Source organism: Flavobacterium sp. (assembly GCF_044341265.1).
GTDB lineage: Bacteria > Bacteroidota > Bacteroidia > Flavobacteriales > Flavobacteriaceae > Flavobacterium.
On sequence record NZ_JBIISA010000032.1, the window covers coordinates 1 to 16,578 of the forward strand.

Annotated in this window: 18 protein-coding genes and 4 tRNA genes; 1 reads left to right on the forward strand and 21 read right to left on the reverse strand. The window is 31.7% G+C overall.

The window, feature by feature from the left end:
- The 18 genes from rplJ to ACIQ06_RS13460 form a co-directional block, all read right to left on the reverse strand.
- Positions 1 to 208: 50S ribosomal protein L10 (gene rplJ, locus ACIQ06_RS13375; RefSeq protein ID WP_396147137.1), on the reverse strand; the 208-nt coding region annotated here is incomplete at its 3' end.
- 22 nt (positions 209 to 230) lie between these two features.
- Positions 231 to 920, reverse strand: a complete 690-nt coding sequence (gene rplA / locus ACIQ06_RS13380) for a 50S ribosomal protein L1 (RefSeq protein WP_344815212.1) — start codon at positions 918 to 920, stop codon at positions 231 to 233.
- A gap of 8 nt (positions 921 to 928) precedes the next feature.
- Entirely contained in the window at positions 929 to 1,369 is a 441-nt protein-coding gene (gene rplK, locus ACIQ06_RS13385) for a 50S ribosomal protein L11 (RefSeq protein ID WP_344815213.1), read from the reverse strand.
- A 66-nt stretch (positions 1,370 to 1,435) separates the two neighbouring features.
- Positions 1,436 to 1,987 carry a transcription termination/antitermination protein NusG gene (gene nusG / locus ACIQ06_RS13390; protein WP_344815214.1) on the reverse strand — a complete coding sequence of 184 codons (552 nt, stop codon included), beginning with the start codon at positions 1,985 to 1,987 and terminating at the stop codon, positions 1,436 to 1,438.
- Positions 1,988 to 1,997: 10 nt separating this feature from the next.
- Positions 1,998 to 2,195, reverse strand: a complete 198-nt coding sequence (secE, locus tag ACIQ06_RS13395; RefSeq protein WP_298305976.1) for a preprotein translocase subunit SecE — start codon at positions 2,193 to 2,195, stop codon at positions 1,998 to 2,000.
- Between the two features lie 21 nt (positions 2,196 to 2,216).
- A tRNA-Trp gene (locus tag ACIQ06_RS13400) sits at positions 2,217 to 2,287 on the reverse strand.
- A 57-nt stretch (positions 2,288 to 2,344) separates the two neighbouring features.
- The gene (gene tuf / locus ACIQ06_RS13405; protein WP_298120327.1) at positions 2,345 to 3,532 is read right to left on the reverse strand and encodes an elongation factor Tu; all 1,188 of its coding nucleotides are present in this window, start codon (positions 3,530 to 3,532) and stop codon (positions 2,345 to 2,347) included.
- Positions 3,533 to 3,589: 57 nt separating this feature from the next.
- A tRNA-Thr gene (locus tag ACIQ06_RS13410) sits at positions 3,590 to 3,661 on the reverse strand.
- A 41-nt stretch (positions 3,662 to 3,702) separates the two neighbouring features.
- Positions 3,703 to 3,784: transfer RNA gene (locus ACIQ06_RS13415), tRNA-Tyr, on the reverse strand.
- A 28-nt stretch (positions 3,785 to 3,812) separates the two neighbouring features.
- A tRNA-Thr gene (locus tag ACIQ06_RS13420) sits at positions 3,813 to 3,886 on the reverse strand.
- A gap of 90 nt (positions 3,887 to 3,976) precedes the next feature.
- On the reverse strand, positions 3,977 to 4,279 hold the full coding sequence (hpf, locus tag ACIQ06_RS13425; RefSeq protein ID WP_345090237.1) for a ribosome hibernation-promoting factor, HPF/YfiA family: 303 nt from the start codon (positions 4,277 to 4,279) through the stop codon (positions 3,977 to 3,979).
- A 31-nt stretch (positions 4,280 to 4,310) separates the two neighbouring features.
- On the reverse strand, positions 4,311 to 5,204 hold the full coding sequence (locus tag ACIQ06_RS13430; RefSeq protein WP_396147142.1) for a tyrosine-type recombinase/integrase: 894 nt from the start codon (positions 5,202 to 5,204) through the stop codon (positions 4,311 to 4,313).
- Positions 5,205 to 5,299: 95 nt separating this feature from the next.
- Positions 5,300 to 5,494, reverse strand: a complete 195-nt coding sequence (gene rpsU, locus ACIQ06_RS13435; protein ID WP_298303504.1) for a 30S ribosomal protein S21 — start codon at positions 5,492 to 5,494, stop codon at positions 5,300 to 5,302.
- On the reverse strand, positions 5,475 to 5,624 hold the full coding sequence (locus tag ACIQ06_RS13440; protein ID WP_396147144.1) for a hypothetical protein: 150 nt from the start codon (positions 5,622 to 5,624) through the stop codon (positions 5,475 to 5,477). The genes rpsU and ACIQ06_RS13440 overlap by 20 nt, the downstream gene beginning before the upstream one ends.
- A gap of 201 nt (positions 5,625 to 5,825) precedes the next feature.
- On the reverse strand, positions 5,826 to 6,998 hold the full coding sequence (locus ACIQ06_RS13445; RefSeq protein ID WP_396147146.1) for an acyl-CoA dehydrogenase family protein: 1,173 nt from the start codon (positions 6,996 to 6,998) through the stop codon (positions 5,826 to 5,828).
- A gap of 35 nt (positions 6,999 to 7,033) precedes the next feature.
- On the reverse strand, positions 7,034 to 7,930 hold the full coding sequence (locus ACIQ06_RS13450; protein WP_396147148.1) for a helix-hairpin-helix domain-containing protein: 897 nt from the start codon (positions 7,928 to 7,930) through the stop codon (positions 7,034 to 7,036).
- A 3-nt stretch (positions 7,931 to 7,933) separates the two neighbouring features.
- Complete coding sequence (locus ACIQ06_RS13455; protein WP_344815220.1) at positions 7,934 to 8,155, reverse strand: PspC domain-containing protein; 222 nt, start codon at positions 8,153 to 8,155, stop codon at positions 7,934 to 7,936.
- Positions 8,156 to 8,158: 3 nt separating this feature from the next.
- Entirely contained in the window at positions 8,159 to 9,427 is a 1,269-nt protein-coding gene (locus ACIQ06_RS13460; RefSeq protein ID WP_396147150.1) for a DUF2851 family protein, read from the reverse strand.
- A gap of 112 nt (positions 9,428 to 9,539) precedes the next feature.
- On the opposite strand from ACIQ06_RS13460, the gene ACIQ06_RS13465 reads away from it, so the two are divergent.
- The gene (locus tag ACIQ06_RS13465) at positions 9,540 to 11,189 is read left to right on the forward strand and encodes a PNGase F N-terminal domain-containing protein (RefSeq protein WP_396147152.1); all 1,650 of its coding nucleotides are present in this window, start codon (positions 9,540 to 9,542) and stop codon (positions 11,187 to 11,189) included.
- A gap of 38 nt (positions 11,190 to 11,227) precedes the next feature.
- On the opposite strand, the gene ACIQ06_RS13470 is transcribed toward ACIQ06_RS13465, so the two are convergent.
- The 3 genes from ACIQ06_RS13470 to ACIQ06_RS13480 form a co-directional block, all read right to left on the reverse strand.
- Positions 11,228 to 12,589 carry a pyridoxal-phosphate dependent enzyme gene (locus ACIQ06_RS13470; RefSeq protein ID WP_396147154.1) on the reverse strand — a complete coding sequence of 454 codons (1,362 nt, stop codon included), beginning with the start codon at positions 12,587 to 12,589 and terminating at the stop codon, positions 11,228 to 11,230.
- Positions 12,590 to 12,851: 262 nt separating this feature from the next.
- On the reverse strand, positions 12,852 to 14,801 hold the full coding sequence (locus ACIQ06_RS13475) for a putative porin (protein WP_396147156.1): 1,950 nt from the start codon (positions 14,799 to 14,801) through the stop codon (positions 12,852 to 12,854).
- 124 nt (positions 14,802 to 14,925) lie between these two features.
- The gene (locus tag ACIQ06_RS13480; RefSeq protein ID WP_396147157.1) at positions 14,926 to 16,572 is read right to left on the reverse strand and encodes a RagB/SusD family nutrient uptake outer membrane protein; all 1,647 of its coding nucleotides are present in this window, start codon (positions 16,570 to 16,572) and stop codon (positions 14,926 to 14,928) included.
- Positions 16,573 to 16,578: the final 6 nt, after the last annotated feature.

Sequence of the window (16,578 nt, forward strand, 5' to 3'; positions counted from 1 at the left end):
CATATTCCTTATCAGAAGCTTCCATAGCTTTTTCTAATAGAGTGTTTTTAACAACTTCTAATTTGATTCCAGCTTTAAAACAAGCTCTTCTTAAATTTGAAGTAGTGTCTGCATCTAATCCTGAAGTATCAGCAATATATACTATGTTTGCTTCAGCCAACTTTGCAGTTAAATCTTCTATCGCGATTGATTTTTCTTCTCTAGTCATAATAAAATTTGTTAACTACCAATTATACGGCTTTAGGATCTAAAGCTATAGCAGGACTCATTGTACTTGACAAGTGAATAGACTTGATGTAAGTACCTTTAGCTGCAGTTGGTTTTAATTTAAGTAATGTTTGAATAATTTCATGAGCGTTATCTACAATTTTATCAGCTTCGAAAGAAATTCTTCCAATACCTGCATGTACGATACCTGTTTTATCAACTTTGAAATCGATTTTACCAGCTTTTACTTCCGCAACAGCTTTACCAATTTCCATAGTTACAGTTCCTGTTTTAGGGTTCGGCATTAAACCTCTTGGTCCTAAAACACGTCCTAATGGACCTAATTTACCCATGATAGCAGGCATAGTGATGATTACATCAACATCTGTCCAACCATCTTTAATTTTTTGAAGGTAATCGTCTAAACCTACATAGTCAGCACCAGCTGCTTTAGCTTCTGCTTCTTTATCTGGAGTTACTAAAGCCAATACTTTAGTATCTTTACCAGTTCCATGAGGAAGAGTTACAACACCTCTTACCATTTGATTTGCTTTTCTAGGATCAACTCCAAGCTTAACAGCAATATCTACAGACTCATCAAATTTTGCTGAAGCAACAACTTTCAATAAAGATGAAGCATCTTTTAAAGAATAAAGTTTGTTTTTTTCAATTTTTGAAGCAGCCTCTTTTTGTTTTTTTGTCAATTTTGCCATTTCTTACCTTATTTTAGAGGAGAATCTCCAGTTACAGTTATACCCATAGATCTAGCTGTTCCAGCAATCATGCTCATCGCTTTTTCAATTGTGAAAGCATTTAAATCAACCATCTTGTCTTCAGCAATAGCCTTAATTTGATCCCAAGTTACATTAGCAACTTTTTTTCTATTAGGCTGGCCTGAACCAGATTTCAATTTAGCAGCATCCAATAATTGAATAGCAGCAGGTGGAGTTTTTACAACAAAATCAAACGATTTGTCTTTATACACAGTAATTTGTACTGGTAAAACTTTGCCAGGTTGATCTTGAGTTCTAGCATTAAATTGCTTACAGAACTCCATGATGTTAACCCCAGCAGCTCCCAAAGCAGGTCCAACCGGTGGCGACGGGTTCGCAGCACCTCCCTTAACTTGTAGTTTAACTACTTTACTAATTTCTTTAGCCATTTCTTAAAAATTTTACATCTCTCAATTGGAAGCGATTGATGCGGTTTATTATATATGTAACAAAAATTATACTTTTTCAACTTGCATAAAACTCAATTCAAGAGGTGTTCTTCTTCCGAAGATTTTCACCATAACTTCAAGTTTACGCTTCTCTTCATTGATTTTCTCAATAGTTCCGTTAAAACCATTGAAAGGTCCATCAATAACCTTAATTGTTTCATTAATTTTGAATGGAATAGATTGTGTATCAACATTAACCGCCAATTCATCAACCTTACCTAACATTCTGTTTACTTCTGACAATCTCAATGGAACTGGATCACCTCCTTTTACCTCTCCTAAAAATCCAATTACTCCTGTAATTGACTTAATAATGTGAGGTATTTCACCTGTAAGATTTGCTTCAATCATTACATAGCCAGGAAAATAAACTTTATCTTTAGAAATCTTTTTTCCATCACGAACTTGAACAACTTTTTCAGTAGGAACAAGAACTTGTGAAATATAATCACTCATTCCAAGTCTGCTAATCTCAGTTTCAATATAGGCTTTCACCTTATTTTCCTGACCACTTACAGCTCTTACTACGTACCATTTTTTCACACTATTATCAGCCATGGTAAAAATATTAACCTTTTATCAATTTGAAAAAACCTTCAATAGCTCTTGAACAAAGTTCATCAACTCCCCATGTAGCCAAAGCAAATAGAATTGAAAAAAGAGCAACAATAATAGTTAATCTTTGCACTTCAGCCCATTCTGGCCAAGTTACATTTGACTTCAACTCTTCAAATGCTTCTGAAAAATAATTTAATACTTTTGACATAATAATGTATTTATTTTTTTGCACGGGCGGAGGGATTCGAACCCCCATCAACGGTTTTGGAGACCGCTATTCTACCCTTGAACTACGCCCGTTTCATTAAAAACCAGTGTCGTCAAAAAAACGACACTGGCTCTTTATTTATTTTGAAATTATTCTACGATTTCAGTTACTTGACCAGCACCAACTGTTCTACCACCTTCACGGATAGCGAAACGTAAACCTACGTTCATTGCAATTGGGCTTAATAAAGCTACATCAATAGTTAAGTTATCACCTGGCATTACCATCTCTACACCTGCTGGTAAAGAAATAACTCCTGTTACGTCAGTTGTACGAACGTAGAACTGTGGACGGTAGTTATTGTGGAATGGTGTGTGACGACCACCTTCTTCTTTTTTCAAGATATAAACCTCAGCTTTAAATTTAGCGTGTGGTTTTACAGATCCTGGCTTAACAATAACCATTCCTCTTTTGATATCTTCTTTAGCAACACCTCTTAACAAGATACCTGCGTTATCTCCAGCCTCACCTCTATCAAGGATTTGACGGAACATTTCGATACCTGTAATAGTTGAAGTTAATTTTTCAGCACCCATACCAATGATTTCAACTGGATCTCCTGTATTACAAACTCCTGTTTCGATACGACCTGTAGCAACAGTTCCACGACCAGTAATTGTAAACACGTCCTCAACTGGCATCAAGAATGGTTTTTCTGTATCACGGATTGGCTCTTCAATCCAGTTATCAACTGCTTCCATTAATTCAATAATTTTTGGAACCCAATTTGGATCATTATTCAATCCTCCTAAAGCTGAACCTTGAACTACAGGACCATTATCTCCATCATATTCGTAGAAAGATAATAAATCTCTGATTTCCATTTCAACTAATTCTAGTAATTCCGCGTCATCAACCATATCCACTTTATTCATGAATACAACGATTCTTGGAATACCTACTTGACGTCCTAAAAGGATGTGCTCACGTGTTTGTGGCATTGGTCCATCAGTTGCAGCAACAACAAGGATAGCACCATCCATTTGAGCAGCTCCTGTAACCATGTTCTTAACGTAATCCGCGTGACCTGGACAGTCAACGTGTGCGTAGTGACGGTTAGCAGTTTCATATTCTACGTGAGACGTATTAATAGTAATACCTCTTTCTTTTTCTTCAGGTGCATTATCAATTTGATCAAATGATTTTGCTTGACAGTAACCAGCATCAGATAATACTTTCGTGATTGCTGCTGTTAAAGTTGTTTTACCGTGATCCACGTGTCCGATCGTACCAATATTTAAGTGTGGTTTCGAACGGTTAAAGGTTTCTTTTGCCATTTTACTTAATTTTTAATCTTAGTTATATATTTATTAGTGTTCAAATTTTCAATTTTGAGCCAACTACGGGAATTGAACCCGTGACCTCTTCCTTACCAAGGAAGCACTCTACCCCTGAGCTAAGTCGGCAGAGTTTTTTTTATTCATTCAAGCAAAAACCCTTGAATTTGTGGGGAGAGCAGGATTCGAACCTGCGAAGACGTAGTCAGCAGATTTACAGTCTGCCCTCGTTGGCCGCTTGAGTATCTCCCCAAACCATTATTATTCAATACCTTAAAAGAGCCGGCGGAGGGACTCGAACCCACGACCTGCTGATTACAAATCAGCTGCTCTAGCCAACTGAGCTACGCTGGCAATATCAATAAAAAAAGTCCGCTATTTCTAACGGACTGCAAATGTAGGCATTTTATTTTTTAATCAAAATATTTTTTATAAAAATTTTAATTAAATATGAGTTCTAATTTTTTCTTTTCTTTTTACCAATAATCGTTCTAAAGATTCTGCTGATAATTCAACGGCTTCTTCAAAAGTTTTGCATTGTTTTTTTACTAAAAAATCATCTCCTGGAACGTGAATTTTTACTTCGACAATTTTATTTTCTTTATCACTTGTATTTTCAACTTTCAAAAAAACATCTGAAGAAACAATTTTATCATAATACTTTTCTAATTTATCCATTCTTAGTTGAATAAAATCTATTAGCTTTCTATCAACTGTAAAATTTACTGCATTTACATTTACCTTCATAATTTTTAAAATTAATGGTTACACTTTTAATTTATTTTTGATTCCTTGGATGCGAATTCCCATACACTTTTTTCAACTCTGCTAAACTATTGTGCGTATATACTTGAGTAGAAGCCAAACTTGAATGACCTAATAACTCTTTTACAGAATTTAAATCTGCTCCATTGTTTAACATATGAGTTGCAAATGTATGACGTAATATATGCGGACTCCTTTTTACCTTCTCGGAAACATTACTAAAGTAATAATTTATTAATCGATACACAAATGAATCATTCAATTTAACTCCTTTTAACATTAAAAAAAAATGTTCCTTATCTTTAATACTCTCAATTTTAGTTCTTTCTGATAAATAACTTCTAATTTGTTTAGATATAATTGGCAAAATTGGAAGAATTCTTTCTTTGTTTCTTTTCCCTAATACTTTTAGCGTATTGCTCGATAAATCAACATTTTGCATTTTTAAATCGATTAGTTCTACTCTTCTTATGCCTGTTGTATAAAAAAGGTCTATTATCAATTTATCTCTAATTCCGTCAAATCCTTCTGGATAAGTAAACTGATTTAAAACTTGGTCTAGTTCTTTTTCGGAGAATGGAATTTGAATTTTTTTTGGTGTTTTTAATGATTTGTGTTTTAAAAGTGGACTATTTTCTATTTGTTTTGTTTTTAATAAAAACTTGTAGAATGATTTTAAGGAAGAAATTTTTCTGTTTACCGAACTATTAGAAATATCATTATCAACCATTGACACTATCCAACTTCTAATCATACTATAATTTACATCTTCTAGTTTTTCGGTATCAAAATTTTCTATTAAAAATTCTTTAAAAAAAATCAAATCATTTACATAAGCATTGACTGTATGTAAAGAATAATTCTTTTCTAGTTGAAGATAGTCTTGAAATGCTTTTAAATTATTCATTAATGATTTAGGGATTTGAAAAATAAAAAAACCGCTAGTAACAAAGTTATGAAACTTTATTGACTAGCGGTTGTATTTTTATTCTAAAAAATTAATTAACTTTCTAATGAGTCTCTTAAGTTTTGAATATACGCTGCTTTTTGAACTTGTGCTCTTTTAACAACAGAAGGTTTTATGAATGCTTGACGTGCACGTAACTGACGAACAGTACCTGTTTTATCAAATTTTCTTTTATAGCGCTTTAATGCTCTATCGATATTTTCTCCGTCTTTAATTGGTATAATTAACATAATCTAGACACCTCCTCTCATTTAGTGGTGCAAAAGTAGTATTATTTTTGATATCTGAAATAGAATTGTGTGTTTTTTTTAGCCCAGATAGAAACGGATATCCTTTTTTGATAAAATTGTAGTTTTTCATATATGTAAAATTTATTTGTTAGCGGTCATATATGGTATCGCCTTTTTATTTATTTGTGTTTGCAAGCAAACTCGTGTTTATGGCGATTTGTTATAAAAAAAGAGCGACCAACGGAAGCTCCTTTATTTATATATAGAAAAACACAATTTTATTAAAAAGATAATAGTGTATAGCTGGATTAGCTTCTATACTTAACAATGACTATTTCTTTTCTGCTGGTTTGTAATTTTGGTTATCAATAATCATTTTGGACAAAATTTCTTTCAAAATTTCAGATGTTCCTCCTCCTATTGGTCCAAGACGACTGTCTCTTAACAATCTTGCCATAGGATATTCTTCCATATAGCCATAACCACCTAACATTTGAAGACAACTATAAATAGTTTCATCGGCAACTTTTGTAGATTTAAGTTTTGCCATAGTCGCTTCTTTAACTACGTATTCACCTTGATTTAATCTTGCTACTGCAGCATAATTGAAAATTTTGCAATGTTCAACATCTGTTGCATGCTCTACCATTGTGTGACGTAATGCTTGAAATTTATTGATTTTTGTTCCAAACGCTTCACGCTCGGACATGTATTTTATTGTGTAATCAATTGCGTATTCTGCTCTTGCGTGTGCATTGATTGCCATAATTAATCGTTCTAGTGCAAAGTGCTCCATAATATATGGAAAGCCTTTACCTTCTAATCCCATTAAATTTTCGGCTGGAATTTCAACATTGTCGAATGCAATTTCGGCAGTATCGGAAGCTCTCCATCCTAATTTATCAAGTTTTGAAGCAGAAATTCCGTTTAAATTGGTATCAACCAAAAATATACTTATTCCTTTATTCCCTAATTCTGGACTTGTTTTGGCAGCAACCACATAATAATCTGCATAAACTCCATTAGTGATAAAGGTTTTTGAACCGTTAATTACATATTTATCACCTTTTTTGATAGCAGTAGTTCTCATTCCGGCAACATCACTACCTCCAAAAGGTTCTGTGATACATAATGCACCAATTTTATCACCTGAAATACTTGGAGCTAAATAGTCTTGTTTGATTCGCTCGTCTCCTTCTGCGTTTAAGTGCGTCATAGCTAAATAAGCATGTGCCCACATAGCAGCTGCAAAACCTGAAGATTTTATTTTTTGTAGTTCTTCTAGAAAAATTACAGTATAGAACAAATCTAAGTTTAAACCTCCGTATGCCTCTGGATAATTGATTCCGAAGAAACCCATTTCACCGAATTTTTTCCAGATAAAGCGTTCTATCGTTCCTGTTTTTTCCCATTTTTCAATATGAGGTACTACTTCTTTTTGCAAAAAATCTTGCAAACTCTTCCTAAATAGTTCGTGTTCTTCTGTGAAATATGTTGAATTCATATTGATAAGCAATTTTAAAAAAATGTTGATTTATTTTAGAATTCCAAATATAAGGCAATTATTTTTATTTTATCAACAGGAAAAGCTTTAATATTTGTTAAATCCTCAATTTTTAAATCGCCATTCATACTTCTATAAGTTACAATATTTTTAGAAATTGGATATTTGAAGTATGGAAATTGCCCTAATTCCTTGATTGAAGCATTATTAATGTTGATTTTCTTGGGTTTTGGATTGACAACTTTGAAACTTTGATTGAGTTTTTCAATAACTTCTGGAGACAATCCCCAAACATCATTCATTTGTTCCATAGAAACAAACTGGCCAAACACTTCTTTTTGTTTTAAAATTCTGTAAGAAATGGCATCACCAATTCCATAAACTTTCATTAAATCTTCTTTAGTTGCTGCGTTTATATCGAGAACGACTATCTTTTTTTCTTTCTTTTCGTATTTGTCTTTAGAATAGTCTACCCAACCATTGCTTCCATTTTGATTAGAATTCTTTTTGTTAACCCAATCTGGAAATTTGAAATAAGGTGAAATTACGTTTAGAAGTGAATCAGAAATCCCTGTAACTTTTTGAAATTCTTCAGGTGAGTTAGCAAACTTACCTTGTTTTCTGAAAGCCAATAAACGATCTATTTGCTCAACAGACATTCCTAATTTGTGTCCTTTAAAATCAGTTATGAAGTTTGGATTAAACGGATAGATTTTATAAGTTGTTTGTGGCTTTTCAGACTTTAAAGAATCGATATTACTTTGTAATGAAAGCCAATTTTGCTTTTCTGGAGTACTTATATCATCATTTGAAAAATCTAAAAAGTAACTTCCTAATTGCAATCCAATGATTATAAAAAATAATAATAGAATCCCTTTTCGTTGGTCTTTCGAAAAATGGAATAATGATTTTATGTAATTGTTGTTTTCCAAAATTTATAAATCAAAAACTGATGTTCTTTTTGCTCTAACTAAATCTTTCAATTTTATCCAAAATGCTAACGTTAAATAAACTCCGAAACCTAAACCAACTGTAACGAAAGATATATATATAAAAAACAATCGAACGCTTGTAGCTCTCATACCAAGTCTATCAGCTAATCGTGATGAGACGTGAAAACCATGTTTCTCAAAAAAATAGCGTATGCTAGTTATCATTTTTTAATTTTTTAATAGTTCTATACCTATTGCACATTGCAAACACTTTTTTTGATTACAATATTCATTTTTCAATTGCAAAAGAGATTGCGTTTGAAATGCATTTGTAGATTTAATTCCAAAAGTAGTAAACTTTTCAATAATTGTATTTTTCTCGGGCAGAATATTTGACAACAAATCAATTAAAAATTCAGAATTATCTTTTCCTTGACTGTTTGCAAATGCAAATTGAATTGGGATAATTGTATTTGTAATCAACAAATCTATAAAAGATTTAGATAATGCTTTTTCCTTTTTGGAACTTGGTTTGTCAAAATTATAATGCGTTTTCCAATAATCGTTTACAGAAATATTGAAAATTTGATAAATCTCTTGAATTGTTTTCGCTTCAATTATCTTAGAAAATAAATTTCTTTGTTGATGATAAAGCATCGCTAATTGAGCCAAACGAATGGTTGGAAAATTATCTGGTCTGTGTTTGAAAAACTGAATTGGTGCAATCGCTGGTTTTTCTAATTTATATTTTAATGCAATATAATCAAACCAAGATTTTAGTTCTTTTGAATAATGATCTTCTGCATTTATTGGAATCATATTGGCTTGACCGAAAAGTAAGGCTTCCAAATATTTTACTTCTAAAGCTTCTTTTCTAATGATAGGAAACGTGATTGACTTTGCTATTTTAAAAAACATTTCTCCATTGGTATTCAAACCAAAATTTTTAGCCAACATACAAAACAAAACTGCTTCCCAATCGTTTTCAGTTTCTTGTAACAATTGTTGAATTGGTCTAGATTTTCTTTCTAATCTTTCAAAAAACAATCGTTCTTGCCAGTTGGAGAAAACAAAACTTGGAACTTTCTCAATTTGATTTTCGCAATAAATCCATGATTTTTGAGCTGTGAGTTCATGATATTTATTTAATTCTTCTTTGGATACATATTTTTTTAGTTCCAAAACAGGGATTTCTGAATTGTCTTTTCTGAATATTGGCGTGTCGTTTTCCCAAACAACGTGTAGAATGACATTATTATAATTATCATCTTTTTCGTGATGATGCACATACCAATCGGAGGATTTTAAATGAATTTCAATATTTCCAGCCCATTTTTGATTATCAATTACTACTTGAGCATTGAAAAAATCTGGTCCTGCTTGTTGAATGTATTGTCCGAAGTTTATTATAGTTATAACTTCTCCGTTTGTGGTTTTTAAATTGGTAAAGTCCAATTTCTTGTACAACCAAATGTAGTGTAGAAAATCTTCTTTCATAAAATAGTATCTGTATGGCTTTGAAGGCACTAAAGTACTTTTTTGATTTGAATTACACAAATTTCGGAAAATTAAATTTGTAAACATATATTTGTAAAACAAACTACTCATCATGAAACCACTTATTTTATTTACAATTCTATTATTTTCTTTATTAACATTTGGTCAAACGAATTATAAAATAACTTACACTAGAACTTCTAATGGAACTTTGGTTGAAAATCAAGATCCTATTTTGGTTTTTTCAAATGAAAATACTTCATTAATAACTTCTGAATCAATTCAAAATAATAAAATTTCTTATCCATTTGAACAAACTATAATTACTGGATTGAATTATTTTCAATTAGCACAATTGAATAGTTCAAAATTAATTTCTACAAAAGACAGTACTTCTATTAGTAAGCAAACTTTTGAATTACTTGGTGACACCAAAAAAATATTAGGTTATACTTGTAAAAAAGCTAAAACTATTATTAACTCTAATACAATCGAAATTTGGTATACTAATGACTTAAAAGTAAAAGGTGCTCCATCGTTACTTGGTCAAAATTTAGGTTTGGTTTTGGAAACTATTCGCAATGGAAACTTTATTGTTTCTGCTACTAAAGTTCAAAAAGTAAAGCAATTTCCTTCTTTAAAAGTTGATGAAACTAAAACTATAGATTTATTAACTTATAGGGATTTAGTTTGGAAAAGCAGGTTTACGACGATTTCAATTTTTAAAGATGAAATCATTAATTTTTCGGATGCTTCTAAATCAAATGATAGTATTTTGAGATTTGCTAACGGAACTATTATTTTACGAAAAGTAAAAATCCCAACTATTGCTAAAGGAAGTCAAGTTTTTGTTGATGTAACGGAGCAATCTAATGGAGATGCTTATGACAGAACTGGTTCTGTATTTATGATTCCGATGGATAAAAAAGTTTCTTTTATGGATGGTTTGAAAAATGGTGCTAAAACATTACCAATCTATGAAAATGGAAATGGAAAACAATATCAAGGTGTTGTTTCTACTGATGACTATTCATCATTGATTGAACTGATGCGCTTTTTTACACCATTTGGAATTAAACAATATAATTCGCTACAATTAAAAGATAAAATTTGGGAAGAAAAAGTGAGTTATCGTCAGGATATTTCTGAATTGACTGCGGCTTTAAATAATAAAGAAGTCTATATTGGAACTTTTATCGGAAATTATGATAAAGGTGGCCACAAAGTAAGTGTGAATTTGACGATTCATCCAGAGGAAAATGGAGCTAGTAAAGCTTCTAATGTAATATCGATTTTCAATACTACCAATGTTATGGAAATGGCTGGGCAAGAATATGGAACGATGTTTAATTCTGACAAAGGTTTGGTTGTAAACTTTAAATTAGATAAAGATTTAAAAAATGTAAGACTGAGATACATCACAACAGGTCATGGTGGATGGGAAAACGGTGATGAATTTGTGCAGAAGAAAAACACTTTGTTATTGGATGAAAAGGAAGTTTTCCATTTGAGACCTTGGCGAGAAGATTGTGGTTCTTACCGTTTATACAATCCAGCTTCTGGAAATTTTCCTAACGGATTGTCTTCCTCAGATTATAGTCGCTCTAATTGGTGTCCAGGAATGGTTACCAATCCAGTTTATATTGATTTGGGAAATTTGAAAGCTGGAAACCATACAATACAAGTAAAAATTCCACAAGGCGCGAATGAAGGAAGTAGTTTTAGTGCTTGGAATGTTAGTGGTGTTTTAATTGGAGAATAAAAAAAACCTACAACTTTCATTGTAGGTTTGATTAATTACTATTTTATTGAACCAATGATATCATATTTTGTAATGATATGATGCTTCCCATTTCCTAAATCTACAAGAACAGCTTGATTGTCTTTTGTAAAAAGTTTGGAAACTTCTTCAATTGGTGTTCCTAATTTAACTATTGGATAAGGTTTACCCATAACTTCTTTGATAGGTTTATCGGCAACATTTTTATCTGAAACGTAGCTTTGAAACAAATCTGATTCGTCTACTGAACCAACAAATCCATTGATGTCTATTACTGGAATCTGAGAAATTTTAAATTTTCTCATTCTTTCAATAGCATGAGAAACTAACTCTTCTGTACGAACAATAATAAGAGATTTATCGATGTGATCTTTAATTACGTCTTCGGCTTTTGTTATTTCTTCATCTAAGAAACCACGTTCACGCATCCAATCGTCGTTGAACATTTTACCAACATATCTACTTCCTGAGTCGTGAAACAAAACAACTACTACATCTTCTGGTTTGAAATGTTCTTTTAGTTGATGTAATCCTTTTACACAAGAACCTGCTGAGTTTCCAACAAAAATTCCTTCTTCAAGAGCGATTTTTCTGGTGTAAACTGCTGCATCCTTATCAGTAACCTTTGTAAATCCATCGATAAGAGAGAAATCTACGTTTTTTGGAAGAATATCTTCTCCGATACCTTCTGTTATGTATGAATAGATTTCATTTTCGTCAAATATTCCAGTTTCGTGGTATTTTTTGAAAACAGAACCATACGTATCGATTCCCCAGATTTTGATGTTTGGATTTTTTTCTTTTAGATATTTTCCAATTCCTGAAATTGTTCCTCCTGTTCCCACACCAACTACGAAGTGAGTGATTTTACCATCAGTTTGTTCCCAAATTTCTGGGCCTGTTTGTTCGTAATGTGCTGTAGCATTAGATGGATTATCGTATTGATTTACATACCAAGAATTTGGAATTTCTGTTCCTAATCTTTTAGATACTGAATAGTATGAACGTTCGTCTGTTGGTTCAACATCTGTTGGGCAAACGATTACTTTTGCACCTACTGCACGAAGAATATCCATTTTTTCTTTGGATTGCTTGTCAGTGATTACAAAAATACATTTGTATCCTTTTACAATAGCGGCAAGAGCTAATCCCATACCAGTATTTCCAGAAGTTCCTTCGATTATAGTTCCGCCTGGTTTTAATCTTCCGTCGGCTTCGGCATCTTCAACCATTTTTAGAGCCATTCTGTCTTTGGTAGAATTTCCTGGATTGAAAGTTTCAACTTTAGCAAGTACTAAGGCGTCAATACCTTCAACTACTTTGTTTAGTTTTACTAAAGGCGTATTACCAATAGTTCCTAATATATTTTCTGAATAATTCATATGTTTAAATTATATTTTTTAAGGTAACATATGGTATCGCTTTTTTAATCATTGTAGTTTGCTTACGCAAACTTGACTTTAATGGCGATTTCATAATTTAAATTTGATGCAACAAAGATATTGATAATAAAATCGTTTTACAACACCTTGATTTTAGAGAAAATGGAATACTGTTTAACCCTGATGGGAGAAGTTACCGTGTAACTCGGACAGCAGGAACATGGTTTGGTAAAATTCGCAAGCGATTCGTTTCTAAATAAAACTATTGAAAGAAATTCCAAACTAGGCCAAATCGAATCATGAAGTCATGATATGGTGTGTTGGGTGCTGAATAGTATGTATTACCTGTAAAACTTGAATTAAAATGTTCTGCTTTTAGAAAAATTCTGGTTTGTCTTACTCTGGCATTTACAAAGAAATCTAACATTGGAAAATTTCCTATTTGTTTTTCATTTTGCACAAAAAACTCACCTAAGATTGGGTTATAATCGTTGGCGTAATATTTTGTAAAATAATTTATAGTTATACCTGTTTGTAGAAACATTGCGTTTTTGAAAACATTATCTGAAAAATAAATAGTGCTTCTAAGCGTAATATCTGGAACATTTAGAATTGCTTCTTTCTGTGTTACCTTTTGATATAAAAATGTATTATCTAACGACCATTTTTTGTATTTAAATTCTTTAGCTGCTTTTAACGAAAGATAATTAATTGTACCAGAATATTGATGAGGCGTTACTAGTTGCTGGTTTGCTACTTGTTGTACATCTTGAAAGTACAGATAATCATTAAGTGTTGTGAATTGTGCAGTAGCATTTATCCATTGTGTATTGGCGTTTACTATTATATTATTGATTTTTTCGTTTTTAAAATTATTCAACCAACTATAATTGATATAAGCACTTTGATTTAGTATGTAATTAAGATTAGGAAGTTTACTTATATTTTGATATTGAAAGGAAACTTTATTTTTATCATTTATTTGGTAATCTAAATTAGTATCAAAATTTCTGAAAGCTTGAGTTGAAATTGAATTGGATAGAATTGCCTTCCCATTCCATTTATTTTTACGGTATTCGTATTGTCCACCAACAGAGTTAATAGTTGCTTTTAATTGGTTAGGGAAAGTTACACTTCCAATAGTTTGTACTAATTTATAAAAATACTTGTAATTAAAATTTTCTATAAAGAATTGAAACTTACCAAGTGTTTTGTTCTCGTAAATAGCCCCAACCTTGTTATACAATCTATCATATCTTGTATGATCGTTTACTTTTGTAATTGCAGCAGAAGAAACATCACCAAAACGTTTGAATGCACCAGTACCTGTTCCAATTTCAGAGTCTAAATTTGCTTGATTGTATTCAAAAAATTTATGCTCGTAATTAAGTTGATGTGTTATAAATAAATTATTATTGGCATCTTTAGAGTTAATTCTAAAACTATGGTCTAAAAAAAGTCGTTTCCCTTTTAAGAAAGACTTTGCATCAGAGAGAAAAACTTGCAAACGTGGTCTATTTCTGAAAGCCTCATCTTCGCTTTCAAAATCTAATGGAATTGTCAAACCTCCATTTTCGCCATTCAGTAAATCTTGACCTGTGAAATGGAAATTCGCATAATACTTTTTATTTTTAGTAAAATAACTTGATGTAAATCTGAAATTTCCTGCACTTGTAAGTTGATTAATATATTTACCTAAAGATCTTAATCCTTTAAAAGCAATTGAAAAATTAAATCGTTCAGAAGTATTTAAAGTTATTAAAGCATCGACATTTTGTCCTTGCTCCATTACTGTTTTAAAATAAAGCTCTGTTAATGGAGTTGCAACCGAAAAATACTTAATATCTTCTACTTCTAAATAATTAAAGTGTTTGGCTTTGAAACCAAATTCAGGATATGCATTAAATTTATTCAGTCCAAAATCTAGGGTATTGTATGTTTGTCCTTCATTAGGAAATGGCATCAAACCAAAAATATCTCTTCTTAAATAATTATAATCATACTCTTTTTTAATTGCAAGAGTGGTGTCCACAAAAGTAGTATCTCTATCAATAGAAATAATTTTATATGAAGTAATTGGTGCTTTTCTTGCTTGCTCTTTTGCTTTTTGCTCAGCGGTTTTTACCAAACTTTTACGCTTCTCCTCTTTTCCTTTCTCTTGAGATAAAAGTAAGCATGGAATAAACAACAATAAAAAATATAATCTTCTCATAGTAAATACAAAGCAACAAAAATAGACAATTGTTTATAAAGTTATCAATAGAAAATCATAATATAAAGCAAAAAAAGAGGCTGTCTATTTTAGACAGCCTCAATTTATTGTATATTAAAAAATATTAATATCCAGGATTTTGTGGTAATGCATTAACATTAATTTCCGCTTGCGGTATAGGCAAGGTAAATCTATAATCACCAATATTAATATTAACTGGTGAAGTAGCTGAAGAATTAATAGCGTCTTGAGAATACCTATCAGTTCCAGTAACCCCAGCATCAGCACCTAATCTTTTTAAGTCAATATATCGATGACCTTCAAAAGAAAGTTCTTTTCTTCTTTCTAAAAGAATATCAGCATAAGCAGCTGTTGCATTAGCATATACAGGTAAAGGCACGATAGCTCCAACGATATAATTTCTTGCTTGTCTTACTTGTTGAATCAAAAGAGCAGCGTCAGTTAAATTACCACTTCTAGCTAAACATTCAGCTTTAATAAAAAACATCTCAGATAATCGGAATACTTTTACATCATTTGAAGTATGCGAACCTGTTTTACCAGGGTACTTATCAATTACAATTTGTTCATTAGTTCTACTTGCAGTCAATGGAGTTGCAGAAATAGTAGCAGATCTATCAACAAAACACCATCTTCTAAAATCCTCAGCACCACCACCTAGAGGTTGAGTATAAAGATCAAATAATGTTCTTCCCATATCATACAATGGACCACCAGAAATATAAGATCCGTTTGTATTATATCTACTACTAAAATTAGTTCTATTATTAGGTCTCTCTAAAGAAAAAAGAGATTCTCCTTGTATTGCATCAACCCACATTCTTCTGTATGCAGGTGCATTAACAGGAGCCCATTGATCCATTTGCCACAATGCTAATTGTTGAGCATTGGTAGCAGTAGGAGCTGTATTAATTGTAGTACTACCGCTTAATGAAACCGTTGTTGCTGAAGTAGCAGGAAAATTAGGATTCATTGTAGAAGGAAATAAACAACTTGCTAATGATACACCTGATGTTGAAAGAACAGCATCAGCATAAACAAGGGCTTGAGGATAATTTTTTCTATATAAATACATTCTCGCACGAAAAGCATTCAAAAAATTAACATTTACAAATTTATAAGAATTAGCAGCAGTAACAGGTACTGTACCAGCAAATGGTGTACCTAAATTAGCTTGAGCAAAATTTAAATCTGATTCAATTAATCCAAATACTTCTCCATTTGTAGACCTTGGAATATCTTGCTGAGCAGTTGGTACAAAATCAACTTTCATCACACCCAATGCATTATCATTGCTAATGTCTTGAGAAAAATAAGTTAACAATTGAAAATGAGCAAAAGCTCTAAGTGCCCTTGCCTGAGCAAGAATTGAATTATATTGAGGTAATTCAGAAGCACTAGGAGTAAAAAAAGTAGCTCCTCTAATCACTCTATTACAATAATTTATCAACTGATAATGAGAATTCCAAATGGCAGCAGCATTACCATTAGTAGATACCATAAAAAATCTTTGAGTATCATTGGTTGTTAAACCTGCCGCTATTGCAACTTCATCAGTTAATAAAGATGAAGTAATTAAATCATTTTCTGTTGCTGCTCTATCATAAACTTCATTCATAAATAATTGCAAATTAGCAACATTTTTAAATAAAGCTTGATCATTTAATTCGCCATCTTGTACTATCTCGATTGCATCTTCACACGAGAATAGAAAAAAGGCAAGAAAACTAAAAATAAATATTTTTTTCATTTTTTT